At 36.3% G+C, this 25,388-nt stretch carries 23 protein-coding genes; 9 read left to right on the top strand and 14 right to left on the bottom strand.

Features of this window, described 5'->3' with window-relative positions; all coding sequences use genetic code 11:
• Window positions 1-120: 120 nt before the first annotated feature.
• Window positions 121-570 (top strand): SsrA-binding protein, encoded by a 450-nt coding sequence (gene smpB / locus ASF92_RS07820; RefSeq protein ID WP_056090432.1) that lies wholly within the window; start codon window positions 121-123, stop codon window positions 568-570.
• Window positions 571-624: 54 nt separating this feature from the next.
• On the opposite strand, the gene ASF92_RS07825 is transcribed toward smpB, so the two are convergent.
• Entirely contained in the window at window positions 625-1,281 is a 657-nt protein-coding gene (locus ASF92_RS07825) for a protein-L-isoaspartate(D-aspartate) O-methyltransferase (protein WP_056090436.1), read from the bottom strand.
• 179 nt (window positions 1,282-1,460) lie between these two features.
• On the opposite strand from ASF92_RS07825, the gene ASF92_RS07830 reads away from it, so the two are divergent.
• Window positions 1,461-2,138, top strand: a complete 678-nt coding sequence (locus ASF92_RS07830) for a hypothetical protein (protein ID WP_056090439.1) — start codon at window positions 1,461-1,463, stop codon at window positions 2,136-2,138.
• Here the strand turns inward: ASF92_RS07830 and priA are convergent.
• Window positions 2,135-4,615, bottom strand: a complete 2,481-nt coding sequence (gene priA, locus ASF92_RS07835; protein ID WP_056090442.1) for a primosomal protein N' — start codon at window positions 4,613-4,615, stop codon at window positions 2,135-2,137. The two genes, ASF92_RS07830 and priA, sit on opposite strands and share 4 nt — an antisense overlap.
• On the bottom strand, window positions 4,615-5,001 hold the full coding sequence (locus ASF92_RS07840; RefSeq protein WP_056090446.1) for a DUF423 domain-containing protein: 387 nt from the start codon (window positions 4,999-5,001) through the stop codon (window positions 4,615-4,617). Before ASF92_RS07840 ends, priA begins: the two co-directional genes overlap by 1 nt.
• An 89-nt stretch (window positions 5,002-5,090) precedes the next feature.
• On the opposite strand from ASF92_RS07840, the gene ASF92_RS07845 reads away from it, so the two are divergent.
• Window positions 5,091-6,686, top strand: a complete 1,596-nt coding sequence (locus ASF92_RS07845; RefSeq protein ID WP_056090449.1) for a hypothetical protein — start codon at window positions 5,091-5,093, stop codon at window positions 6,684-6,686.
• Window positions 6,687-8,096 (top strand): DUF5723 family protein, encoded by a 1,410-nt coding sequence (locus ASF92_RS07850; protein WP_056090452.1) that lies wholly within the window; start codon window positions 6,687-6,689, stop codon window positions 8,094-8,096.
• A 3-nt stretch (window positions 8,097-8,099) separates the two neighbouring features.
• Here the strand turns inward: ASF92_RS07850 and tsaB are convergent, their stop codons facing one another.
• From tsaB to ASF92_RS07885, 7 genes are all read right to left on the bottom strand, one after another.
• The gene (tsaB, locus tag ASF92_RS07855) at window positions 8,100-8,786 is read right to left on the bottom strand and encodes a tRNA (adenosine(37)-N6)-threonylcarbamoyltransferase complex dimerization subunit type 1 TsaB (RefSeq protein WP_056090454.1); all 687 of its coding nucleotides are present in this window, start codon (window positions 8,784-8,786) and stop codon (window positions 8,100-8,102) included.
• Between the two features lie 43 nt (window positions 8,787-8,829).
• A complete protein-coding gene (gene yidD / locus ASF92_RS07860; RefSeq protein ID WP_056090457.1) occupies window positions 8,830-9,060 on the bottom strand; it encodes a membrane protein insertion efficiency factor YidD in 231 nt (76 codons plus the stop codon).
• Window positions 9,044-9,442 carry a ribonuclease P protein component gene (locus ASF92_RS07865; protein WP_056091088.1) on the bottom strand — a complete coding sequence of 133 codons (399 nt, stop codon included), beginning with the start codon at window positions 9,440-9,442 and terminating at the stop codon, window positions 9,044-9,046. The genes yidD and ASF92_RS07865 overlap by 17 nt, the downstream gene beginning before the upstream one ends.
• A gap of 66 nt (window positions 9,443-9,508) precedes the next feature.
• The gene (rpmH, locus tag ASF92_RS07870; protein WP_010601723.1) at window positions 9,509-9,667 is read right to left on the bottom strand and encodes a 50S ribosomal protein L34; all 159 of its coding nucleotides are present in this window, start codon (window positions 9,665-9,667) and stop codon (window positions 9,509-9,511) included.
• 148 nt (window positions 9,668-9,815) lie between these two features.
• Window positions 9,816-10,550: a LytTR family DNA-binding domain-containing protein gene (locus ASF92_RS07875; protein WP_056090459.1), complete on the bottom strand. Its 735-nt coding sequence runs from the start codon at window positions 10,548-10,550 to the stop codon at window positions 9,816-9,818.
• A complete protein-coding gene (locus ASF92_RS07880; RefSeq protein WP_231729768.1) occupies window positions 10,543-11,436 on the bottom strand; it encodes a sensor histidine kinase in 894 nt (297 codons plus the stop codon). Before ASF92_RS07880 ends, ASF92_RS07875 begins: the two co-directional genes overlap by 8 nt.
• A 491-nt stretch (window positions 11,437-11,927) precedes the next feature.
• The gene (locus tag ASF92_RS07885; RefSeq protein WP_056090465.1) at window positions 11,928-12,689 is read right to left on the bottom strand and encodes a LiaF domain-containing protein; all 762 of its coding nucleotides are present in this window, start codon (window positions 12,687-12,689) and stop codon (window positions 11,928-11,930) included.
• Between the two features lie 129 nt (window positions 12,690-12,818).
• On the opposite strand from ASF92_RS07885, the gene ASF92_RS07890 reads away from it, so the two are divergent.
• Window positions 12,819-13,691, top strand: coding sequence for a ChaN family lipoprotein (locus ASF92_RS07890; RefSeq protein ID WP_197413245.1), 873 nt, complete (start codon window positions 12,819-12,821; stop codon window positions 13,689-13,691).
• A gap of 38 nt (window positions 13,692-13,729) precedes the next feature.
• On the opposite strand, the gene mscL is transcribed toward ASF92_RS07890, so the two are convergent.
• Entirely contained in the window at window positions 13,730-14,167 is a 438-nt protein-coding gene (gene mscL, locus ASF92_RS07895) for a large conductance mechanosensitive channel protein MscL (protein WP_056090471.1), read from the bottom strand.
• A 155-nt stretch (window positions 14,168-14,322) separates the two neighbouring features.
• Between mscL and rpoN the strand changes: the two genes are divergently transcribed.
• Window positions 14,323-15,795: an RNA polymerase factor sigma-54 gene (rpoN, locus tag ASF92_RS07900; RefSeq protein WP_056090474.1), complete on the top strand. Its 1,473-nt coding sequence runs from the start codon at window positions 14,323-14,325 to the stop codon at window positions 15,793-15,795.
• A 62-nt stretch (window positions 15,796-15,857) separates the two neighbouring features.
• On the opposite strand, the gene ASF92_RS07905 is transcribed toward rpoN, so the two are convergent.
• From ASF92_RS07905 to ASF92_RS07915, 3 genes are all read right to left on the bottom strand, one after another.
• Window positions 15,858-16,871: a type IX secretion system membrane protein PorP/SprF gene (locus ASF92_RS07905; RefSeq protein WP_056090477.1), complete on the bottom strand. Its 1,014-nt coding sequence runs from the start codon at window positions 16,869-16,871 to the stop codon at window positions 15,858-15,860.
• Between the two features lie 2 nt (window positions 16,872-16,873).
• Entirely contained in the window at window positions 16,874-20,374 is a 3,501-nt protein-coding gene (locus ASF92_RS21530) for a PKD domain-containing protein (protein ID WP_056090480.1), read from the bottom strand.
• Window positions 20,375-20,492: 118 nt separating this feature from the next.
• Window positions 20,493-21,104: an NUDIX hydrolase gene (locus ASF92_RS07915; RefSeq protein ID WP_056090482.1), complete on the bottom strand. Its 612-nt coding sequence runs from the start codon at window positions 21,102-21,104 to the stop codon at window positions 20,493-20,495.
• Here ASF92_RS07915 and pyrE point away from each other — a divergent pair.
• From pyrE to clpB, 3 genes are all read left to right on the top strand, one after another.
• The gene (gene pyrE, locus ASF92_RS07920) at window positions 21,103-21,768 is read left to right on the top strand and encodes an orotate phosphoribosyltransferase (protein ID WP_056090484.1); all 666 of its coding nucleotides are present in this window, start codon (window positions 21,103-21,105) and stop codon (window positions 21,766-21,768) included. The genes ASF92_RS07915 and pyrE overlap by 2 nt on opposite strands.
• Window positions 21,769-21,799: 31 nt before the next feature.
• Window positions 21,800-22,198: an SRPBCC family protein gene (locus ASF92_RS07925; protein ID WP_056090487.1), complete on the top strand. Its 399-nt coding sequence runs from the start codon at window positions 21,800-21,802 to the stop codon at window positions 22,196-22,198.
• 410 nt (window positions 22,199-22,608) lie between these two features.
• Window positions 22,609-25,206 carry an ATP-dependent chaperone ClpB gene (gene clpB / locus ASF92_RS07930; RefSeq protein ID WP_056090489.1) on the top strand — a complete coding sequence of 866 codons (2,598 nt, stop codon included), beginning with the start codon at window positions 22,609-22,611 and terminating at the stop codon, window positions 25,204-25,206.
• Window positions 25,207-25,388: the final 182 nt, after the last annotated feature.

Below are 25,388 nucleotides of genomic sequence, written 5' to 3' on the forward strand. Positions count from 1 at the left end.
GACTAGCCGCGATGTATCAATTAAAAAATGATATTCGGGCATTTTTTTTGATATTTGCAATCCAACTATTAATTAGTTGAAGACAGGTGGCTGTAAGGCTAAATAAAGACAATACAAATTTTGAAAAACGATATCAACATAAAGAATAAAAGAGCTTATTTCGACTACAATTTAATCGATAAATATGTAGCCGGAATAGCGCTTTTGGGAACAGAAATAAAAGCAATCAGACAGGGCAAGGCAAACATGACAGACGCTTTCTGTATGTTTATCGGGGGTAACCTTTATGTAAGAAACCTCCATATTTCCGAGTATAGCCACAGTTCTTTTTATCACCATGATATAAAAAGGGATCGCGCACTGTTACTCCAGAAAAGAGAGATAAAAAAACTCAAGGCCAAAGGTGAAGAAAAAGGGTATACTATTGTTCCGTTAAGAATTTTTGTAAATGAACGTGGTTTTGCAAAAATTGAAATCGCTTTAGCCCAAGGTAAAAAGGAATTCGATAAACGCGATAGCATTAAAGATCGGGATACCAAACGCGAACTGGACAGAGCAATGAAAAGGTAAATCAGTCTTTAGTTGTTGGCTAACAATTAAAAATAGAAAAAACAAATAACCGACTTACCACGCCTGATCGCCAACCAGCGGTACAAACCTGAATGTATCCAGTACAATTTTTTCATAATCTGTATCGCTGACCCTTAGTACAGTAACCATCTTTTGTGTTTTTTCGTCGCCAACCGGAATGACCAGGATTCCCCCAACTTTAAGTTGCTTAAGTAGGATTTCAGGTACCAGCGGTGCACCGGCAGTTACTATTATTTTATCGTATGGCGCGTGTTCCGCGATTCCTTTCGAACCGTCGCCACAAAAAAAAGTCGGTTTATAACCCATTCCCGGCAAAACCTGAATGGTACGGTTGTAAATGTTTTCCTGCCGTTCTATAGTAAATACTTTCGCACCAAGCTCCATTAGTATACAGGTCTGATATCCGGATCCGGTACCTATTTCCAGTACTTTATCCCCGTTTTTGATATGAAGCAATTCACTTTGATACGCTACCGTGTAAGGCTGAGATATGGTTTGCCCATCTCCGATTGGAAAGGCAATATCTTTGTAAGATTGATTCCAGAAAGTTTCATCAAAAAAGAAATGACGGGGAACTTTGCCCATCGCTTTTAAAACATTTTCATCCTCAATACCACGCGATTTTAATAACTCAACAAGCTTCTTTCTCGCTCCTCTTTCCCGGTAATTATCAACAAATTTATAGGCCATGAAGTTTCAAAAGTAGTTTTTTTAAGTGGTGATACAAGGTAGAAATTTTATTAATATTGTAAGTAACAGGAAATCAAAACCAAAAATATTGGAGTTTCATTTCTACCTAATAATATATTTGTCCGGCATAGAATTATTTTTACTTTTGAAAACCGGCATTATTTATAATCGGAACATCTATGAAAAAAGTATCACTAAGTGCTGTTGCTCTCCTTTTAACTATATCGTCCTTCGCACAATCGAGTGCCGATTATAACTATTCAATTGGCATAAGAGCATTTAGTACAATGCAATTACCTAAAATTTTAAATCAAACTAATACGCAGGATTATACAAAAATGTATACTAATGGTGCTTTAATAAAGTTCAACGACAATCAAATAAGTTATAGAATTAGCGGAAATTACTACCGTGACAATATTGAATTTAAAAATACTTGCGAATCTTGCCAGATTGCAAAAGGTAAAGTAACCGATTATTCTGTTAAAATTGGATTTGAAAAAAGCTTTAACTATTCGCGGGTTCAACCCTATTTCGCATTTGATTTAGGCTATCGTTCTAATCGTTTTACTGGAACGCTTTCTGATGCAAATCCTACATCCAACAGTATAATTCAAAATACAGATGCTGTTAAGAATGGATTGGTAATGACCCCGTCTTTAGGCTTAAAAATTAATATTCTTTCAACGCTGTGTATTTTTGCTGAAAGCAATTTAGATTTCAACTATTCTTATGAGAAGCAAGATATTTCAGATCCGAATGGTGTAGGAAGGACGGTAAATACTTACCGCAAATGGGAGTTTTTATTAAACCCGGTTTCGGCAGGCATTCAATTTAATTTCAACAGTAAAAATTAATACGGATCTACGTCGATTTGGATTAAAACGCTTTTAAAATCCTTCATCGCATTAAATTCAGTAAGTGTTTCTCTTAACACATGCTTTACTTTGTTTATGGCAGTATGTTTATCTGCTTTAATAATAATTTGTTTTATATAAAGATTCCTAACTCTGCCAACTAGAGGCTGTTCAGGGCCGAGAACACGTTGACCGAACTTGGCCTTTAAGGTTTGTGCTAAAAACAAAGCTGACCTTTCTAAAACGTTGATATCTTTATGCTTTACAGCAATAAAAATCATCCTTGAAAAAGGTGGATATAAAAATTTTTCACGCTCTGTGATTTCGTCGTGGTACATTCCGACATAATCATTATCAACTACCTGTTTAATAATCCTATTTTCAGCATCATATGTCTGTATACATACATTACCCTGATCTGCCCGTCTTCCGGCTCTGCCAGCTACCTGGGCTAATAGCTGATAACTTCTCTCGTAAGCTCTAAAATCGGGATAACCTAATAATGTGTCTGCATTTATTACGCCAATTAGGCTCAAATTATCAAAATCCAATCCTTTAGCAACCATTTGTGTACCAATTAGGATATCTGTTTTCTTCTCCTGAAAATCAGTCAGAATTTGTTGAAGGCCATTTCTGGTTTTGGTTGTATCCATGTCCAATCGTGCAATGGAAACGCTAGGATAAAGCAGTTTTAACTCTTCTTCTATTCGTTCGGTACCAAAACCCTTTTGCTCGATATGCACGGAACCGCAGGCAGGGCAAATGTTAACGCTACTTTGCTGATAACCACAATAATGACAATGTAATTTACCACTGCTTTTATGGTAGGTTAAACTTACATCGCAATTAATGCATTTTGGTGTATAACCACAGGTTGCGCAGATAAGAATCGTGGCATAGCCTCTCCTGTTCTGAAAGAGTACGATTTGCTCTTTTTTACTTAACGCCAGATCCATATCTTTTATCAACACACTGGAAAAATAAGAAACCATCGTTTTCCGTTTAGTTTCTTCAGAAATGCTAACAATCTGCTGGTTGGGCAATTGTACACCACCAAAGCGTTCTTTCATTTCTACCAGACCATACTTTCCACTTAATGCATTATGATAACTTTCTAAAGATGGCGTCGCCGAACCAAGGATAACCTTTGCCTGGTGCAAATGCGCCAGGTAAATGGCCGAATCTCTGGCTTGATATCTTGGCGCGGGGTCGTATTGTTTATAGGATGGCTCATGCTCCTCGTCTACCACAATTAATTTCAAATCTTGAAAAGGCAAAAAAATAGCCGAACGGGCGCCTAAAATAACTTTAAAGGCGCTATTCTTAACTTTATTCCAGATTTCTACCCGTTCACTGTTATTAAACTTGGAGTGGTAAACGCCAATTGAATTACCAAAATACTGCTTTATTCGTTCAACGATTTGAGTCGTCAAGGCAATTTCTGGAAGGAGAAATAAAATCTGCCCATCATTGCTGTTCATAACCTGTTCAATAAGCTTAATATAAACCTGAGTTTTACCAGAGGCGGTAACTCCATGAAGCAGAACGACATCCTTATCTTCAAAGGATAAATTAATTTGATTTAATGCCTTTTGTTGCCCATCATTTAAAGTAAAGTTGATACTAAAGCTATCATCATTAGGAGCCAGTCGACTTACCGGACGCTTAAGTACTATAAAAATATCTTTATCGGTCAGAGCCTTTAGAGTTGCCGGCCCACAATTACTTTCTTCAAGTAGTTGCTCTTTGGAAATTGGCATGCCTAATCTATCTAATTTCAAATAAGCCATTAGGGCATCCAGCTGTTTGGGTGCTTTCTCTAAAATTGAAAAAAGTTGTTTTAAATTATCACTTTCACTGTAGAATTCATTAAGCGTGATAAATGATTTCATTAATGGCCTATATTTTTGAATCACCTCTTCAGCTACCAAAATAAGCTCTTTATCCAATAAATGGTTAATAATCGGGTAAATCGTTTTTTGTCCTAAAAGTTTAGAAACATCATTTACAGTAAGCTTTTTTTGTTTCTTTAATGTGTTAATGATTACCTCTTCCTTTTCGGAAAGCTCTACAGAATTATCAAAATCATCACGAAGAATTAATATGGTCTCGCTAGCCAATTTTAAACCTGCAGGTAAGGCCGCCGACATAACATCCCCTTCGTTGCACATGTAATAGTCTGTCATCCATGACCAGAATTTAAGCTGTGTACTTGTAACTGATGGAGTGGAATCTATAACATCAAGAATGTATTTGGCTTCATAAGCGATAGGTGGGTTTTTAGTTATGGCATTAATTAAAGCGGTATAAATTTTATATTTACCAAATTGAACAACGACCCTTTTACCTATTTCAATCTGATCATTTAGTTCGAAAGGAACCCGGTAAGTATAGTTTTTTGCCAAAGATAAAGGCAAAATAACCTCAATAAAAAGCGTTTCCCTTTCTGTAAAAATATCCGGTTCAAACTCGATCATTATTTATCCTTTACAGCCGCAAAAAATAGCATTATCCAACCTAGCACAAAAAGCAGACCTCCAATTGGGGTAATCGGACCCAGAATATCCACAAAAGCCAAGTTTAATAAACTTCTGGTTGAGAGCAAATAAAGAGAGCCGGAAAAAAGTAGAATTCCAAAAGTGAAGCAAAAATAAGCGATATTTATAAGTTTGTTCCTATAACGTGCAAATGTAGACAGGTATAAGAGCGCAAAAGTATGATAAAACTGGTAATCTACGCCTTTTTGCCAAATCTCTAAAGAAGGTGCGTCAATTAAAGCTTTTAAACCGTGCGCACCAAAAGCACCTAATAATACAGCTATAGCACCAAAGAAAGAAGCAGTCAGAATAATACGTTTGTTCATAAAGTTTAGCTTAAGGCTGTCGCTAAATTAATAAAATGAGCAGGAACTTCGTACAAATGGCTGTAATAATTTAAATTTGTTCACAACAGATGAGAAAAATATTAGTTCTATTGATTGCATTGATAACAGGCGTAGCTTTTTTGACATTCCTGTATTTTTCTAAATTGAACAATGAGAATAATATTAAAGATTTAGCGCTTCAATCGGCTACAAATAATGCTGCAATCCTAGTGGCCTTCCAAAACGACAAAGGTTTTTACCAAATTATTGAAGGACAGGATTTGATCCAGCAGGTTTTAGGAAATGAGAAGATGGCGCTATTGAGGAGCTTGAAAGACAATATTATTAATGATAATATTTTGAACAGCTACTTCTCAAATCAACAGATTTACCTCAGCGTTCTACCTGATGAAGATAAAAAGCTGAATTTTTTAATTACTGTTCAGCTACAGGAAGATAAAAATTACCGTCAGTTTTTCAACTATTTAAAAAGCAGGAAAGCAGTTTCTAAAAGAACAGATCAACTATTCACCATTAACTTTAGTAAAAATATTACCTTTTTCGTAGGCGTTCAAGATCAGGTTCTAACAATTTCCACATCCAGAAAATTAATTGACAATGCTGCCGTTAGGTTGGATGAAAACCCATTTACTGAATATATTAAGGATAATAGTTTACTAAATAAAAACGTGCTGGCAAATCTATACATCAACTTTAACCAGGCGCCATTATTATTAAAAAATATTTTGGCGGGTAAAATGAATGGTGAATTGGGGCTTTTTGAAAAACAAAATAGCTTTGCTTCACTAAATTATAATTTCAGCAAAGAGAAAATACTTTTTAATGGCAATACCGAACTAAAAGCCAGCGACAATTATTTAAAGCTTTTTGAGCATATACCCGCACAGACCATTAGCATTACTAATTTGTTACCTGACAATACATCAAACTACAGTCTGTATGCATATGATAATTACAAAGACTGGCTACAAAAGCTTATTGCATGGCAGTTGAATAAAGAGGAAACCACAAAAGTTGATGCTTTGGTGAAATCGGTAAAAAATGAATTCAGGGTTGATTTAAATTCTATTTTCCGGCCATATGTTAAAAACCAGTTTATCAGTTTCCAGCTAAGCACGTCCGAAAAACTTGGCGCTGTCGCCTTATCGAACGGAGAAAAAGTGAAACAGTTGCTTATTGATGTTAGCACAGATTATAGTGATGAAATCAAGATTTTTAAATCTACAGACATATTATATGCCTTTTTCGGAGCGCCTTTTAAAAAATTTCGTCGTCCATATTACACCATAATTGATAACAATTTAGTTTTTGCAAATAACGCAAGCACTGTACAGGCGTTTTTAAGCAGCTATAAAGATAATCGGTTATTAATTGAGTTGCCACAATACCAGGATGCGCTGAACCAACTTTCTACAACATCGAATGTTAGCTACTACGTTAACATAAAAAACTCGGCTGAAATATTCAGGGGAAATGTATTAGCACCATTTTACAAACATGTTCGGGCTGATAGCGGATTGAAAAATTTTGATACATTTTACTATCAAATGAGTGCCGACAAAAACAAATTTATCACTAACGTGCTTTTAAACAAATATTTAAAGACCGAAATACCAGATTCAACCATCAATCGTTTATATCAAAACCAGGAAAACGCAAATTAAATGAAGAAACTTCTACTTGCCCTAATTTTATCCTCAACATTTACAATTTCTTTTGCACAGCAGTATGCGCTTTTTGGCTCTAAGACTATGTTTGATGCATTTGAAAATCCGTCGCAAAAATCTTTTACCTTAGATTCGTCGAGAAGATTTTCTTCAAACTTTTTTCTACCTTATTTCGGCGTTAACGGGGCAAACCGGGGTGATGCCGAATCTGTAATAAGACGGATTATTGTGGATGGCGTTAACGATACGAGAGCGCTGCCTATAGGTGCTGGCACATTAAATCATTTTTACGAAAACAGCAATGTTTATGTATTAACATTACGCATATTTCAATCTTATAAATATCAGAAGGAAATGGGATTTGCCTGGCAAATCCGGTCGGATGCTCAAATAGACTATACCAATGAGACCATTGCTATTTTCGATTCGTTTAGGAGATTTCCGGAAAAAACGCCTCTAAGAAATATTTTCAATACTAAAGGTTATCAGCAATCTTATCATCAATTTAGTTTTACCTATCGCGAAAACTATAACAAACGATTAGCATTTGGAGTAAAAGCAAGTTTGCTTAGTGGAATAGTTTATAACGATTTGAATATCTCTGACTCTTATCTATACATTAACCCTGAATCCAATTCATTAGACATCGGCCTTACCGGCAGGTATTCCAGCAACTTTAATAATCAAAACAAAATTAACCGGAACAACTTCATACCAACATTCAGAAATCCTGGATTATCTGCAGGTTTCAGTGCAAATTACACTACAAAAAAAGGCTTATTTTTAATGGCTAATATTAAAGATCTAGGATTCATATGGTGGAGACATAACACCAATAGTACAATAGTAAATGCCAATAAAACCATCAATGACATCTCCGCTAATCAAAAAAATGTTAATAATGGAATAACTGACATTTTTGAACTTTCCGAAACACCAGAGAAGTTTCTTGCTGCAACAAATGCAAAGGTTGATGTTTACCTTTCAAAATCTTACGGAATGTATACTCCGGCCCTGGCAATATCAAAAAATCTTTTTTATAAGGGTGGCGATATCGCTTTCGTTAACACCTTTAAATACAATAATTTTGCAGGCAGTGTTACGCCGCTTTACAACCTTAATGAAATATTTATGGTTGGCTTGCAGGGAAAATATCAGACCCCGAATTTTGAGATTTTTATGGGTACAGATAACTTAATATCAACGGCTAGTACGGCTAGAAATGTTATCAAAAATGACTACACCGTTGGTAGTGGACCAAATGCTGCTTCGTTTTATATGGGGGTAGGAATTAAATTTGGCAATATTGTTAACCACCCGCAATTTAGCGATGTCATCCCAGGCATTAATGACAACGAGGGAGGTAGCTTTTTTAAAAATCTATTTTCGATATTTAAAAGAAAATAGTTATTAAACCTTTTTCTTTGGCTGAGTTAAAACAAAATCTTTGAGGTAAAAAGGTTCAAAATAGGCTAAATCTTCAAAAACCCTGTTATTAAAGGCATTATCGGCTAATGCCGACATGTTACCTGCCGAATTAAAATTTGCATCAACAAATATTGCGTTCTTATGCTTTACCGTTTCAGCACATTTTGCGGCTCCATCGCCAATAAATGTTATTGTACTTTTCGATAATAATCCAGCGAAGCTATTTTCGTCAATAATTTTAGCTGAAGTAGTTTCAATCAGATTCAGGTTTGAATCGTAAACAGAAGTATAAACTTCCATCCTTCTGGCATCAATCATCGGACAAACTAATCCCTTATAATCCGGATTTTGAATCAAATATCCTGCTGCCATCATTTCTAATGTCTCTACTGCAATTAAAGGCTTTTCTAAGGCATAACAAAGACCTTTAGCGGTAGAAACTCCAATTCTGAGTCCAGTGTAAGAACCCGGCCCTTTACTTATCGTAACTGCATCTAATTCATTATAACTCAAGCCAGATTTACTCACAACCTCATCGATAAATAATGTGAGGTTACTTGCATGCAGATTCTGACCACTTTCTTCTTTTATTGATGTAGTTTGCCCATTAACTGATAATGCAACAGAACAAACAGCAGTTGCTGTTTCTATTAAAAGTATTTTAGCCATAATGTAAAGGTGAAAATTAGACTATTTTATCGTATTTTTTTATTTATGGTACAGGATCGTGACCATGATTGCCCCAGGGATGGCAGCGACCGATACGCTTCAAAGCCATCCAACCGCCTTTAAACGCACCGTATTTTTTTATCGCTTCAATTCCATACTGAGAACAGGTTGGTGTAAACCTGCAATTTGCGCCCAGCATCGGTGATATAGCATATTGATATGTTCTTATTAATCCTAAAAAAAAAACGCCGAATATTCTATTTATCAGTTTCATCTGGCAGAACTAATTTATGAAAACGTTTAAATGTTGCAATCAACTTTTTTTCAATGAAGGAAAATTCGTACTTATCTTTTCCAACAAACTGAATTGAAAATAAAAGCAATCCTTTATCAGCAGGAAGTTTTGAATATAAATTAGCTTGTTTATTAAGGCGATAGGCTTCGCGGATACGACGTTTAAGCAGGTTACGATCAACTGCTCTTTTGTACCTCTTTTTAGGAACATTAATAACTACCTGGGCCTGAACTTCACTTGAAGATTCAACAAAGATATAAGAAACCCGAAATGGGTATAATAAAAAAGAAGAACCGTTTTTAAACAGCAGATCTAAATGTTTTCTGCTGCATAACCGTTCTTCTTTCCTGAATGTGTACATATATTTTTGATTATAACTGCAGATTTTGATCTGCCGATTCCAGTTACCTGGAAAAGCAATCAAAAACTATGCTTTATGCTTGCGTTCGTCAGAAACTGTTAATCTTTTTCTTCCTTTAGCACGACGTGATGCTAATACCCGTCTGCCGTTAGCTGTTGCCATTCTTTCGCGGAAGCCGTGTTTGTTTCTTCTCTTTCTTTGCGAAGGTTGGTATGTTCTTTTCATGACTGTATATTATCTTATTGTAATTTCAAAATTAAGAGGTGCAAATATAAAGCGATTTCTCTACAATTGCAAGCTTGTTCAATTTTTATTTTATTTAAAACGCGAATGTAATAATTGAAAATAATATGGTTTCAGTTATAAGAACCTGCTAAAGGCCTAAAGCTGCCTTCAATTTCACATAGCCGGTCTTACTAACAGGTAACCAGATATCCGATTTTAATAACACAACATAACTATCTTTCTCTTTGAGTTCGATTTTAGTTACCTCGGCAAGATTAATAATATAGGAACGGTGTATTCTTATAAATTGACCAGCATCAAGCGTTTGCTCGAAAAATGCCATCGTTTTGTTTTTATAAAATGCACCCGCTGATGTACTCAATTTAACATAGTCATCATCTGCTTCTAGATAATTGATATCGGCAACCGGAATAATTTTTATTATACCATCTTTTTTTACTACCACCCTATTATTTTGTGCAGGACTTAGGGCGGCTGCGTCTAAAACTGCCTCGGTATTTTCAGTTTGATTTAACCGTGAAGGCAGTTTTTTTATTGCGGCATCAAATCGCCCTTTATCTATCGGCTTAAGCAAATAATCAACTGCATTAACCTCAAAAGCCTTAATAGCATATTCATCAAAAGCTGTTGTAAAAATCACTGCAGGCTTGTCTTCTACTAATTCGAGCATCTCAAAGCCACTAATTTTTGGCATTTGTATATCCAAAAATATAAGATCAGGTTTATATTGTGTTATTGCTTTTAAGCCTTCAAAACCATCGCAACATTCTGCAACTACTTCAATTTCTTTATGTTCCGAAAGGTAGAATTTTACAATATCACGTGCTAGAGGCTCATCATCAATTAGTATGGTCCTAATCATTTTTCTGTGGAATTTTTAAAGTTGTAATATATAAATTATTTGCCTCAATTTCTGTTTGCAATAGGTGTGGGTTTGCAAACAGGAGGTATAATCTACGTTTTATAGCTGTTAAACCAAAGCCGGTTCCACCCGTAGCACGCATTTCAGGGTCGAAAGGATTTTGAACTTTTAGATGTAGAATATCCTGTTCAACTGAAACATCTATTTTAATTGTGATTGCTGATGACGTATTGTAAAGTCCGAATTTTATCGCATTTTCTACAATGGGCTGTAATAATGTTCCCGGTAAACATAGATTAAGTGTGTCCTCTGCTACATTAACTTCGATATTTAAACGATGGCTGAAACGAACTTTTTCAATATCCAAATAAAGTTGGATGTATTCCATTTCCTCATCCACAGAAACCCATAGTTCATCATCACGCTTTAAAGTTCCGCGCAGGAAGGAAGCAAGTTTGGTAATCATTACCCCCGCTTCTTTTGGATTAACCATAGTAAGTGCAAATACAGAGTTTAAGCTGTTGAAAAGAAAATGAGGCTGCAATTGATGGCGCAGTTTGTTCAATTCTGCTTCTTTAGCAAGATTTTGAGCCGCTAACAGCCTGCCCTGAGTTTCCGATTGTTCTTCCAGCCTGTACCACAATATATTTGCTAAAGCGCACCACGCCAAGCACATAAACGATATCAATCCCCGAAATGAAAATGAAAAATTATAAAAGTCATTGTATTCTTTAAAATCCGCAAAAAGGTATAGTAGAGCATATTTGGCAATGAATATAATCACAAAAGTTAACGCAAGAGTAATTATTAAAACGTATAGAATCCGCTCGTTTTTCGGCTGATAATAGCCTAGCATATTGCTGATACTCACACAAGCTCCAGCCAATAAAGCGTTGTTAATGGCACTATCTGTACAAGATATTATCCATGAAAAATTCACAACATAATGAAGTCCCAAGGCACAAAGAATAGTCCATGCAATTGTTATAATAAAGGCAGTTTTTTGTATTTGGGGGACAGATAGCGGTCTCGTTGTCAAAACTTATTTATTTAGTTCAGTTAAAGTTTTAGTTGGTATTTCAATTTTTCAGATAAGCTTCAACTGATTTCCGGGTCTAAAATCTTTGAACTCACCTCTACTCCATCATTTGGTAACTGTATTTCTGTTATTTCTCCAACATCAATAAAATCCCGTCATATATTTTTCTCCTTTACAATTTTCAAAGGATATTGTAACCCAAGGCTAAAATTTGGCCTTATTTTTTTACCGAAACTATTGTTTGTCCGTAGTTAGTTTGTGTGTTCGTTAACTTTGGCTAATAATACCCTTTGCCACAAATAATCCGCTAAATACAAGCTAACTGCGAATTTTTATTTTCAAAAACTTTTAATTTCTATTCCTCCGAACATCACTGTTCCGTTAATAGTCAATATTTTTTGTATCGCTCCGGCCTGCATTAAATGACCTCGTTTATCTTCTATGCTTCCAAATATCGGTGTCCCATTTGTTTTAATTACCCAGTTTGGCGGAACGATTAATTTGACACCACCGAAAACTGCTGTAATATCAAAAACCGCATTTTCGGTGAAGTCTGCTTGTGTTAAGTTGATATCAGCCCCTCCAAAAACTACATTGATGTCGCCCCCTCTTAAATTTTTTGAATAAACAATTTGATTGCTTGCGCCGAAAATGGCTGTTGCTTCTACAAAATCCTGGCTGTTCGCGTTTTTAGGCAAACCCTGATTTAAGTCATCAACTCCCGCATTAAAACTGTTTGTAGCCCGATTTTTTCTTCTACTTAAAAAATCTCCTTTCGGCTTCAACACTAAATAGCCTCCTAAAATTACCAGACCAATACCTAAGGCGTATTTCGAGGCATCAAAGTCCAGCCCGGTTATATCATCAATGGTATAATATGAGCCGATTAAAACCATGATCAACCAACCAGCGCCCTTAAAATTTCTCCTTACACCAACAAAGATCCCTATTACCAATAAAAATGTATGCCAGCTGAATACCCAGTGAGGGATGTCGAAACCCATATTATCTAAAAGGAATGCCAAACCGATTATTACGATTACCAAGCCACTCAGCATCCTGCCAGAACGATTAGTAGTTATATTATTTAAATTTTCCATTTGTGCAATTGTTAATAATCAAAAGTATTTATAATCGTCAAACAAATTTACAATTGCCCCTTCAAAATGAGCTTAAAATCGGTAAGTTGCGTTATTTCATCGGTGAAAAAATTTTATTATTTTAAGAAAATGAAATTGACTTTGTTTTTTATCTGTTTACTTACATCAACAGCACTTTTTGCACAAAATAATAACAATGACTATAAAATTTACGATGTTAAAAGGCAAAAGATAATCTCTGTTGACCATATCATTTCAGATATGGATAAATCCGATATTTTATTTTACGGCGAAAACCATAATGACTCTATTGCACATTACCTTGAAGCAGAGTTGTTCAGAAAATTAAATGAAAAATACCCACGTAGAACAGCCCTTTCCCTTGAGATGTTCCACACCGATGTACAACCTATTGTAGATGAATACCTTGCAGATTTAATATCTGAAAAAAACTTCATAAAAGAAGGCCGAGCGTGGCCGAACTATAATGATTATCGTCCGCTGATGGAGTATGCAAAGCAAAATAAAATTGTAGTTATCGGCTCAAATGCAGCGACCAGGTACAGCAACGCGGTAACAAAAGCTGGTTTGGGGATATTAGAAGCTTTTCCGAAAACATCGCTGGCTTTTCTTCCCCCATTACCTATCGATACTGCAACGGGCAAATACAATGAACGGTTTTTAGAAACCATGGGAGGTCATGGTACAGGGTCAATGAAAATTTATCAAACACAAAATCTTTGGGATGCAACAATGGCCTGGTCTATAGCCAATTTCACGAAAAAAAATAATAATTTTAAGGTTTTGCACCTGAATGGGAGATTCCATAGCGATGAAAAGCTTGGAACCATAGCGAAACTCCTGAGATATGAGCCAAAATTAAATATTTTAAATATCTCCTCATTTTCCGATGAAAGTTTTGATGATCCAGATTGGAATAAGTTTGAAAACCTTGCAGATTATATTATTATTACCAATCCAAAAGCCAAGAGGAACTTTTAAAAGGAAAGGGCCTGCATTTTTTTTTGCAGACCCTTTTTTTATGCCTTGCTTTTAAGCAAATCTCTTATTTCAGTTAATAAAACTTCTTCTTTTGTTGGTGCCGGTGGAGCTGCTGCAACCACAGCTTCTTCCTTACGTTTCAAGGAATTTATAGCTTTGATCATTATAAAAATAACTAAAGCGAGCAATAGAAAGTTAATAGCTACGGTTATAAAATTCCCGTAGGCCAAAATTGCTGCACCATCTATTTTTTTTGCGTCAGCCAAAGGAGTTCCATCCTGGACTGTTCCCCTTAAAACAATATAAAGATTGCTGAAATCGGGCTTACCGATTATAGCTGCAACAATCGGCATTATTAAATCATTTACCACGCTATCAATGATTTTGCCAAAGGCACCACCAATAATTACTCCGACCGCTAAGTCCATTACGTTACCCTTTACAGCGAATTCTTTAAATTCTTTTACAAAGCCCATATAATTCAATTAAGTTTCGAATGATTTTCATCGAATTTAAGAAACATTAGCTTCTAAACAAACGTTTACCGAATTATTATGTGATGCACTAAAATCAATTCTAAGCAGAATATGAGATGATTTGTTTATTTTTGCGCTACTCTTTTATATAAAATATGTTAAAACAACACCTACAGCAAAAATTACTGCAAAAATTATCACCTCAACAAATTCAATTTATTAAATTGTTGCAGGTACCTACAGTTGCTTTAGATACCAGAATAAAAGAAGAACTTGAAGAGAATCCGGCACTGGAGGATCCCAGTTTAATGACTGCAGATGAACCTAAAAGTGAGTATGATGATTTAAATGATGGGCCTGATGATTTCGAAAAATCATCAGAAGACAGCAACCTGGATGAGTTCAATGTAGACGACTATCTTCAGGACGATAACACCAACGATTACAGTACCAATTATAATAATGGCGATGATGATGATGAAAAGAAAGAAACACCAATTGCCATTGAAAGTACTTTTTTCGAAAGTCTGCAGGAACAATTAGACTTAGTTCCGCTTTCCGATCAGGATTTTATAATTGGAAAACAAATAATAGGAAGTCTGGATGATGATGGTTACCTGCGTCGCCCATTGAGTTCGATGATTGACGATTTAGCCTTTTCTCAAAACGTAATGGTTGAAGAGGAAGACGTTTTAGAAATGTTAAGGCTTATTCAGAGTTTCGACCCTCCTGGTATTGGTGCCAGAGATTTAAAAGAATGTCTATTGATTCAGTTGAAGCGAAAAGACACCAATAATCCGATCATTATAAAAGCGATGAACGTTGTCGAAAATTATCTGGACGAATTTACGAGAAAACATTACGATAAACTCGAAAAAAGTTTAGGATTAGACAACGAGGAATTAAAGGAAGTTGTAAATGAAATTCTCAGGTTAAATCCAAAGCCAGGAGATGCAAACCAGGTTACGACCAAACAAATGCAAATCATTCCTGATTTCCACATCAGCAACAACGATGGTATTTTAATTCTGACTCTAAATTCGAAAAATGCGCCTGAATTAAAGGTCAGCCGTTCTTATCAGGAAATGTTTGAGCATTATGATAAAGCTTCTTCAAAAGATAAAAAACTGAAAGAGGCTGTTCAATTTGTCAAACAAAAACTTGATTCAGCAAAATGGTTTATCGATGCAATTAAGCAAAGGCAGCAAACGCTGCTTAAAACGATGAATGCTATAATGCTTTATCAATACGAATATTTCCTAACTGCCGATGAACGCAAAATGCGTCCGATGATTTTGAAAGACATAGCTGATAAAATTGATATGGACATATCGACTGTATCCAGGGTTGCGAATTCAAAATATGTTCAAACCGAGTTTGGTACATTTCTTTTAAAATCTTTCTTTTCCGAAGCCATTCAAACAGAAAATGGAGAAGAAGTTTCTAACAAAGAAGTTAAAAAGATACTGGAAGATTGTATTGGCAATGAAGATAAACGCAAGCCCCTTGCTGATGAAAAGCTTACAGAGATATTAAAAGAACGTGGATACAACATTGCCAGAAGAACTGTTGCAAAGTACCGGGAGCAGATGAATATCCCGGTAGCCAGGTTAAGAAAGGAACTTTAGTAAGTTGTTTGGTTGTTTAGATTTTCCAAAAAAACCAAACAACTAACCAAATATCAAACAATTTACCACATTTTAATATAAGATGGAACCTTATAAATATTGTTAAGCAGCAAACCGAGAACAATTTCATGGCTTCCATTGCTCACTGTATTCAAATCAGAAGTTGTGAAATCGTAGGAGTAGGTCAGGTTTACCATTTTACCAATATTAAAGCCTGCCATTGCTGAAAATGAATCATCTTTGCGGTAGCTTCCGCCCAACCATATTTTGTCTTTAAAAGCAACTTTCATATTTAGATCGAAAGATACCGGAGCAGGCCTCACATACTTAACCATGATTGAGGGAATCGCGGCTATTTGATCGTCTAAAAAGAATTTGTAACCGGCTGTAGCAAATAAATGAGTTACTTCTTTACCAGTATTATAATTATCGGAATTTGTAAAACTTAATTTCTGTCCCAATACTTGTTGAGCGGAAAGGCCGGCAAAAACCCTGGCTCCATACAACCAAATGCCAACGCTCAAATCTGGCTTAACTTGACTAACAATAGCATTGGAAAGTGCGGGATCTATTTGGCTATCGGGAAACGTTAATGAGTTAACATCTAACTTGATACTCGAAATGCCAGCGGCTGCACCGACTGATAAGTTAAAAGTGTTGCTCAGCTGCAAATGGTAGGCATACGTTAAGTTTGCATCCAATCTGGATAGCGGTCCGGCTTTGTCTTGAACAACAACAACCCCCATACCATGATGAGCTGGAGAGGCAGTATAATTCTGAGTATAGTTTCTGTCCATAGGATCACCGGTTTGCTCAGGGAAGGATGTTAATGCATTACTCCATAGCTGGTTATCTCCTAATGCCCAGTGGGCAGAAACAAATGCTGTTTGAGGCGCATCATTAATACCCGACCATTGCTTCCTGAAACCCGCTTTGAAATCAATGTAATTTTCAATCCCTGAAAGTGCAGGATTTAATAAATATTGATTAAAAATATATTGCGTGTATTGCGGCTTTTGTTGCCCATAGCCTCTAAAGCTCAAAAATAGTACGAATAGAATGGTTAATTTTTTCAATTTTATCTGATTATTGTTAATGGGCCTGTTATTGTTTTTCTCCCATTTCTAGGATTGATAAGATAATAGTAAACGCCTGCAGGCAAAGGTAAATTTTGATAATTTCCATCAAAGGCAACTTTGTAGCCGTTACTAAAGAAAACCCTCATGCCATTTCTATTAAAAACTTCTATAGTTGCTTTTGGATAACTTTCTAGATATTTAATACTCCAGATGTCATTAACACCATCACCATTAGGCGTGAATGAATTCGGAGGTATTAAAGCTTGTAAAACCTTGACTGTTACAGACGTGGTAACGGTACAACCCTGGTTACTAGTCGCGATGAGTTTATATTCTGTATCGTTTTCTGGCGAAGCAACCGGATTCAAAACATCGTCATGATCTAAACCTATTGACGGTGTCCACTTATACTTAAGACCCTCACCTTCAGCTATCGCAGGTATTGTGACTTGCCCGCCGGAAAGAATATATAACGTTGACCCAGCACCGGCAGTTGGAGATTTGAATACGTTAATAGTTTTGGTGATGGACGAAGAACAGCCATTAAAGGGTATAAAGTTGTAAGTAATTACATGCTCACCAACACTTACCAATTTTGGGTTAAAATTGCCTTCCGCATCTACTCCCTCTCCTGAATAAGTTCCTGTTCCAGAAATAAGTGAAGTTTCCTTTGCCTGGTTGATTACAACCGGGCCATCACCCTGGCAAGCTGCAGGAATATCAGCAAATTCCAATATTGGCGAAGGCTTTAACGCGATAACTTTTGATGTTTCTTCAAAACAGCTTTCACCAGAGTATGCAACCAACCGAATTTTATAATTCCTAGTTGCATTGCCTCCAAAAGCAGCATAAATTAAATGAATATCAGCAGTTGTAGGATACATGACTGTTTCAAATTTCTCTGGCTCGTTTATAAAATCTTTGTAAATAAGAATCTTAGTGATTTTGCCTACAAATGCTGTCGATGAATTATTTATGACAACATCATGATTACTGCATAAATTATTTTCGTTCTGCACGCTAAATTCTGCTTTTTGAACAGCACCATTTACAACAAAATCTCTTGTTTTGGTTGTTATACAGCCATTAGTGTTCGTGATTTTTAAGGTAACAGTATAAGAGCCAAAGTTTACGTATTTATGTTTTCCATCTTTATCTGTTGACGTGTTTTGATTAAGTGCGGTTGATGCCGGATCCCCAAAATTCCATTCGTAAGTAAATGTACCAGTACCGCCTGTTACATCAGTCGATTTATTAACAAATATTGCAAAGTCGTCCTTTAAGCAAACATCTGGTGTTGTAAAATCGGCTACAGGCAAATAAGTTACGTTAACATTCTGAGTAAATGCTGTACTGATACATCCTTCGGCAGAGGTTGTTGTAAGTGCAACCGTATATGTTCCAACAGCTGTGTATTGATGAGTGAAAGGCGTTTTGTCTAATCTATCTATTTTAGTTCCGTCGCCGAAATCCCAGCTCCATTTGCTAATTGTATTCGGACTTTTAATCGAACTTATTGTTGACTGATCGGCAACCAGGTAATCGGTGTTTATACAAGTATTTAAACTAGCGGTGAATTTCGAAACAGGTAAGGGAAATATTTGCACTTGCTTAGTTACCGCATCAGAAAAACATCCGGTGCCAGATTTGACCGATAAACTAACTGTATATGTACCTTCAGCAGCATATGGATGTTTTGGATTTTTTTCTATTGAAGTCGTCCCGTCGCCAAAATCCCACAACCAGTTGGTTACGGCAAAATCAGTTGAATTTGACAGGCTTTTATCGGAAAAATCGATATCAGATTTTGCACAGCTGCTTGCTGCGACTTCGAAATTTGCCGTAGGTAAATCATAAATGGTAAAGATGTAATTGGTTTCCAAGTCCCCATTCTGACAGCTGGTTTCATTATTCGGCACATGAGCTATTACATTTAATTTATGCTCTCCTACCATTGAATAAGTTTTATCATCAGGATATTTGTACGAATAAAAAGTTTGCCCGTTTATAAGCTTTACTTCTGGTTCATTTGTTGTTTGAACAGACGGTTCAGCATCCAAGGTCCAGGTAATTTTATCTGGTTTATAAGGTAAATTAATTTTAAAGCCCGCTTTAGAATTAATACATCCATTAGGACTTTCTTCGTTTTTAGCTTCGTTAACGACAGTTAGATAATTGTTTGACGAGAGATTAGTTCCGGCCGAATAAGAATAAGACTCTGCTTGTCCGAAGCCATAAGCAATCGCATTAAATCCGTCATCAGCATTTAATGTTAAACTCTTAAAAGAAGAATTGTTAGAAGTTCCGGTTACAGGGATTTGGTTATAAACGTATAATGAATTGCCAACCACCGGCAGCCAGGGGGTTGTTGGAGCAACACCATCTACCTTGAAAGTAGAAGATTTACTAGCTAACATTAACACATTAATGTAACGCTCTGTAATATTTTGAAGCGTTGATGAAAAAACTGTTATCGTTTTAATATTAAATTCTACAGGATTTAACATGACCATTTCAGGATCACCAATTGTCTGTAATCCAACCGCTGACGAACAGGTTTGGGTTAGAGAATATTGTGCTACACTAATTAATTTATCAGCAGTAACAAAACTTGATTCTGTAAGCTGCTCACTTTCAATAAATCGCCCTTTGTTAACGGTATAAGTTTGCCCATTGTATGTTACTTTTGTATTATCTTCCTGGGCTAGAATCCTGAGTATGTATTTTCTTCTGGCGAAAGGTACTATCCCGTAACTTTTTCCCCAACTCACTGTTGGATACAATTGTTGAAACAAGGGGTCTTGTGAGCCTGTACAAACTATTGAGATAACTGATGTTCCAGAAAAAGCTGCAAATCTCTTACAAGATGAAGTTAACGGATCTGCCTCAACATATACGCCAGTCAAATCGTCTGAACCAGACATATATTCATATACATCCCCCGTCTTTAACAGCTTAATTGTTTTCACATTTCCCGTCTTTTCATGCAATAGAACAGTTGTATTGTCTTCTACAGCAACAATCGCCAAATAATTATTACCATTATTACTTTGGGTATAATTCATGGAATAATAAGTTTGTCCTAATGTTTCATAGGGTAATATTAAGGAAGCAGCAGATCTTGCATTTCCGTAAATATGCGTGTAAGCAGAAACTTTTGGCATCCCATCCTTAACTTTGATGTGAATACCCCTATTTACCAGATTTACATTTGACTCAGACAAATCTACATAAGCACTATTTCGAGGTATGTCGAAACGAATAGCCGTATTTGCAACGATAGCTTTAGTTTCTGACCAAGTACCACAGCTGACGGTGACTTCAGATGCTGATTTAGAGGTTACAAAAACCGCAATATTGGCTAAAGCACCACCACTCGGCACATGCGTAGGAAAAACTGCCCAGAAATTCGTTCCTTCATTAGAAACACTCTGTCCGAATACGCTTTCAGTAAACGAAAATAAAAGAATAGCAAAAACTAATAATGTCGCCCTGCCCATTGTATTAGTTTGATTCAGAAATAGTTTGCATTTTTTAAATAGAAAGGCAATATACCATTAATGTACAAACCAAGAAATAGGCCAACCATAAAATTATCTGAAGATTTTTTTAAAAGTACTATAATAGACCACCAGCCCTCAACACATCCATAATTGACGGAAAAGTATTTTTCACAATCGGCCCAATGTGATTTTTATTCAACCAAACGGCTTCATCAATTCCTTCTTCTTTTTGAGGTACTAATTTGGGCTCGCCTTTCACTTTCATTTTATACCAGTTGGTTTTCTTAATCACCATTTTGGAACCCATGGGATAGACATGGTAGGTTTTACAAAGCTTTTCTTCTCTTTTAGCCACTTTAATGCCACACTCTTCTTCCACCTCTCGAACGGCCGTTTCTTTCATATTTTCACCGGCTTCGAGCTTGCCTTTCGGTAAATCCCACTTTTTATTCCTGAAAATAAACAAATAGTTACCACTAACACTTTCCACCAATCCGCCGGCAGCCTTTATGATTTCACAATTCTTTTTTAGCTTTTTAAAAGTCTCTTTTGGGTTCTTAGTTAGAAAAATGTAGCTTTTCTTAGACCCATTTTTCAACTTTTTATAAAATGTTTGTAAATCAAAATCCTGAAATTCAAGTTGTTGAATTTTTTCTTTTTGGTTTGGCAAAACATCTGAGATAAAGAGGGTGTTATCGTTAATATAAATTCTGTAATTTTGGGCCATGTATAATAAAAGTGATATTGAATTAAAGGTAGCGGAATTTTTATTACAAATAAAGGCAATTAAATTGCAACCTAATAATCCTTTTACTTGGGCATCAGGTTGGAAATCGCCTATTTATTGCGATAACAGAATTACCCTCTCCCATCCTCAGGTTAGAACCTTTATTCGTCAGAAATTAGCGCAGGCCATACAAGAAGAATTTGGCTCAGTTGATGTTATTGCTGGAGTAGCGACCGCGGGTATTCCACAGGGCGTTTTAGTAGCACAAGAATTAGGTTTACCTTTTATCTACGTTAGAGCAAAAGCTAAAGAACATGGCACCGGAAGTTTAATCGAGGGTGAAGTTGTGGAGGGCCAACGGGTGATGGTAATCGAAGATTTGATTTCTACAGGAAAGAGCAGCTTGCAAGCTGTCGATGCACTAAGAGCGGCTGGTTTATCAGTTGCCGGTTTAGCCGCCATATTTACCTATGGATTTGAAAAAGCTGATGAAAACTTTGCTGCTGCAAAATGTCGCTACATCACTTTATCAAATTATGGTGCTTTGATCGATTACGCTGCCGAGCACAGTATTATCGCAAAAAGCGACATGGAGTTACTGAGCAAATGGCGCCTAAATCCTTCGGAATGGGGACAAAATCAAATATCAAACTCACAATTTTAATACAAAATCGCCTAACCTAAATATCAGCTAAATGACAATTATAGAAAGTACTGTAGAAGTAAATAAACCTGTTTCTGAGGTTTATGCTTTCCTCTCAAACATGAACAACCATCAACAATTGATGCCCGAAAATATTTATAATTGGGAATCTACTGAAGATGATGCTCGTTTTACCATTCAAAACATGGCTAAACTTGCTATTAAAATCTCTAATCGCGTAGAAAATCAGGAACTTACTGCCATACCGACGGAAAAAGCTCCTTTCGACGTTGAATTAAAATGGACCGTTGTTGATAACGGAAACGGTACAACAACAGCCAAACACATTATTTCAGCAGATTTAAATATGATGATGAAAATGTTAGCATCCGGTCCTTTACAAAAATTAGCCGATCATCAGACTGAAAAACTTAAAGAAATATTGGGGTAAAATAAAGGTAAACTCAATAATTGATGAATTGCTAAATTGTTTTTTTGAAAGAAAACAGGTAGCAGGTAATACTTAAAGAAAAAAAGCATCTGTAGATAAAACGCAGATGCTTTTTTATGCATTAGGCTTTCCCTGCAATAGATTCAGAAGTCTGGCCACGAACCGATTGGAACGATATTTTTTGTTGTCGTATTGATCAGAGTCGAAGGAACAACTAAAAGTAAAGCGTAAAGCAGGACTACACTGATAAATGGACATTACAACTGCTTTCTACGTTAAAAAACAGACAAAATTTCATTATAAAACTCTAATAATCAGAAATTTAGTCATAAAACAGAAAAGTGACCAGACAAAATTACCGATTACAAAATCAAAACTGATGTGGCATTTGTTTTGACCAAAACGGTTATATGAACTTCAACAATTTTACAATCAAAGCCCAGGAAGCAATCCAACAGGCTTCCGAAATAGCCCAAGGCAACCAGCAACAGGCTATTGAAACGGCACACCTGCTCAAAGGTTTGCTTACTGTTGATGAAAACGTAGTCTCTTATGTTTTGAAGAAACTAAACGTTAACCTTAATGTATTAAATCAAAATTTAGATAATGAAATTGCGAAATTCCCTAAAGTGAGTGGAAGCAATGTCTATTTGTCATCAAATACCAACAGCGTTTTACAAAAAGCACAGTCCTTTTTAAAAGAATTTAAGGATGAATTTGTATCTGTAGAACATTTATTACTTGGAATTTTAGCTGTTAACGATAGCACTTCGAAATTATTAAAAGAACAAGGCGTTAATGAAAAAGACCTTAAAAAAGCCATTACTGAGTTACGGGGTGATAACCGGGTAACTGACCAAAATGCCGAAGCAACTTACCAGGCCCTGGGTAAATATGCACGCAACTTAAACGAATACGCTGAAAGCGGGAAATTAGATCCTGTTATTGGTCGTGATGAAGAAATTAGACGGGTTATTCAGATTTTGTCCCGCAGAACGAAAAATAATCCAATCTTAATTGGTGAGCCAGGAGTTGGCAAAACAGCCATTGCAGAAGGCATTGCCTTTAGAATTATAAAAGGAGATGTGCCAGAAAACCTGAAGAGTAAAATTGTTTACTCCCTGGACATGGGGGCCTTAATTGCCGGCGCTAAGTATAAAGGCGAATTTGAGGAGCGACTAAAGGCCGTTGTAAAAGAAGTTACACAGAGCGACGGCGATATTATTTTGTTTATCGATGAGATACACACCTTAGTTGGTGCAGGCGGTGGCGAAGGTGCTATGGATGCCGCAAACATTTTAAAACCTGCTTTAGCTCGTGGGGAATTACGCGCAATTGGTGCCACTACATTGGATGAATACCAAAAGTATTTGGAAAAAGATAAAGCCCTTGAGCGTCGCTTCCAGAAAGTTATGGTAGAAGAGCCTGATACACAGGATGCAATTTCGATTCTTCGTGGCTTGAAAGAACGTTACGAAACCCACCATAAAGTCAGGATCAAAGACGAGGCTATTATTGCAGCAGTAGAGATGAGTCAGCGTTACATTTCCGATCGTTTCTTACCTGATAAAGCTATTGATTTAATGGATGAAGCTGCGTCGAAATTGCGCATGGAAATGGATAGTGTTCCTGAAAATGTGGATGCTTTAGACCGCGAAATTATGCGTTTAGAAATTGAACGCGAAGCGATTAAACGCGAAAAAGACGACAAGAAAGTTAAAGAACTTTCAGAAGAAATTGCGAATTTATCTGCCGAACGCGATGAATTAAAGGCTAAATGGCAAGGTGAAAAAGATTTGGTTGATAACCTCAATAAGCAAATGGAGCTTATCGAACAATTTAAGCTAGAAGCCGAACAAGCTGAGCGTGCTGGCGATTACGGAAAAGTTGCTGAAATTCGTTATGGAAAGATAAAAGAAGCCCAAGACACATTCGAAAAGCTTAAAGCCGATCTGGAAAATCAACAGAGCGATAGTAGAATGCTTAAAGAAGAAGTTACAGCTGATGACATTGCAGGCGTTGTGGGTCGCTGGACCGGTATTCCGGTTACAAAACTTATTGCAAGTGAAAGAGAAAAATTACTAAACCTCGAGGCTGAATTACACCAGCGTGTTGCCGGACAAGATGAGGCTATTGAAGCGATTTCTGATGCAATTCGCCGTTCCCGTGCGGGTTTGCAGGATAAACGTAAACCAATTGGTTCATTCATTTTCTTAGGTACAACAGGTGTTGGTAAAACAGAGTTGGCAAAAGCACTTGCAGAGTTCTTATTTAATGATGAAAATGCGTTAACGCGTATTGATATGAGTGAATATCAGGAACGCCACGCTGTTTCCAGATTAATTGGAGCGCCTCCGGGATACGTTGGATACGATGAAGGCGGACAATTGACGGAAGCTGTTAGACGTAAACCTTATTCAGTTGTGTTGCTTGATGAGATTGAAAAAGCCCATCCTGATGTCTTTAATATTTTGCTTCAGGTTTTGGATGACGGCCGTTTAACTGATAATAAAGGCAGGACGGTGAATTTTAAAAACACCATTATTATCATGACGTCTAATATTGGTGCGCATTTAATTCAGGACAACTTCAAAGATTTAGTAGATGAGAACAGAGATGAATTAATTGCCAAAACTAAAAATGAGCTTTTCGAGGTACTTAAACAAACCATACGCCCCGAATTTTTAAACAGAATTGATGAACTGATAATGTTTACCCCTTTAAATCGTAATGAAATCAGGGATATTGTTTCACTTCAGTTTAAACATGTTCAGCAAACTTTAGCTGAAATGGGACTTGAAATGGATGCATCACCAGAAGCTTTAGATTGGTTGGCTCAACTAGGTTATGATCCTCAGTTTGGTGCAAGGCCGCTAAAAAGAGTGATTCAAAAACGTATTTTGAACGAATTATCTAAAGAAATATTGGCCGGAAAGGTTGATAAGGATAGCAAGATAAAGCTTGACATGTTTGATAATAAATTTGTATTCCTCAATCAGAATGCATAGATTGAATAATTGATTTATAAAGAGGCTGTTAGATTTAACAGTCTCTTTTTTTTTGCCTGAAAAGATGCTAAAAACCCAGATTATCCATCTGCAATATATTAGAATCCAAGTTTAACTAACGGACTTTGAAGGGCCTCCCTATCCTTCTTTTCCGCAGGTAAAAATGGAGGTCACACAATGTA

The organism is Pedobacter sp. Leaf176, assembly GCF_001424305.1.
Lineage (GTDB): Bacteria > Bacteroidota > Bacteroidia > Sphingobacteriales > Sphingobacteriaceae > Pedobacter.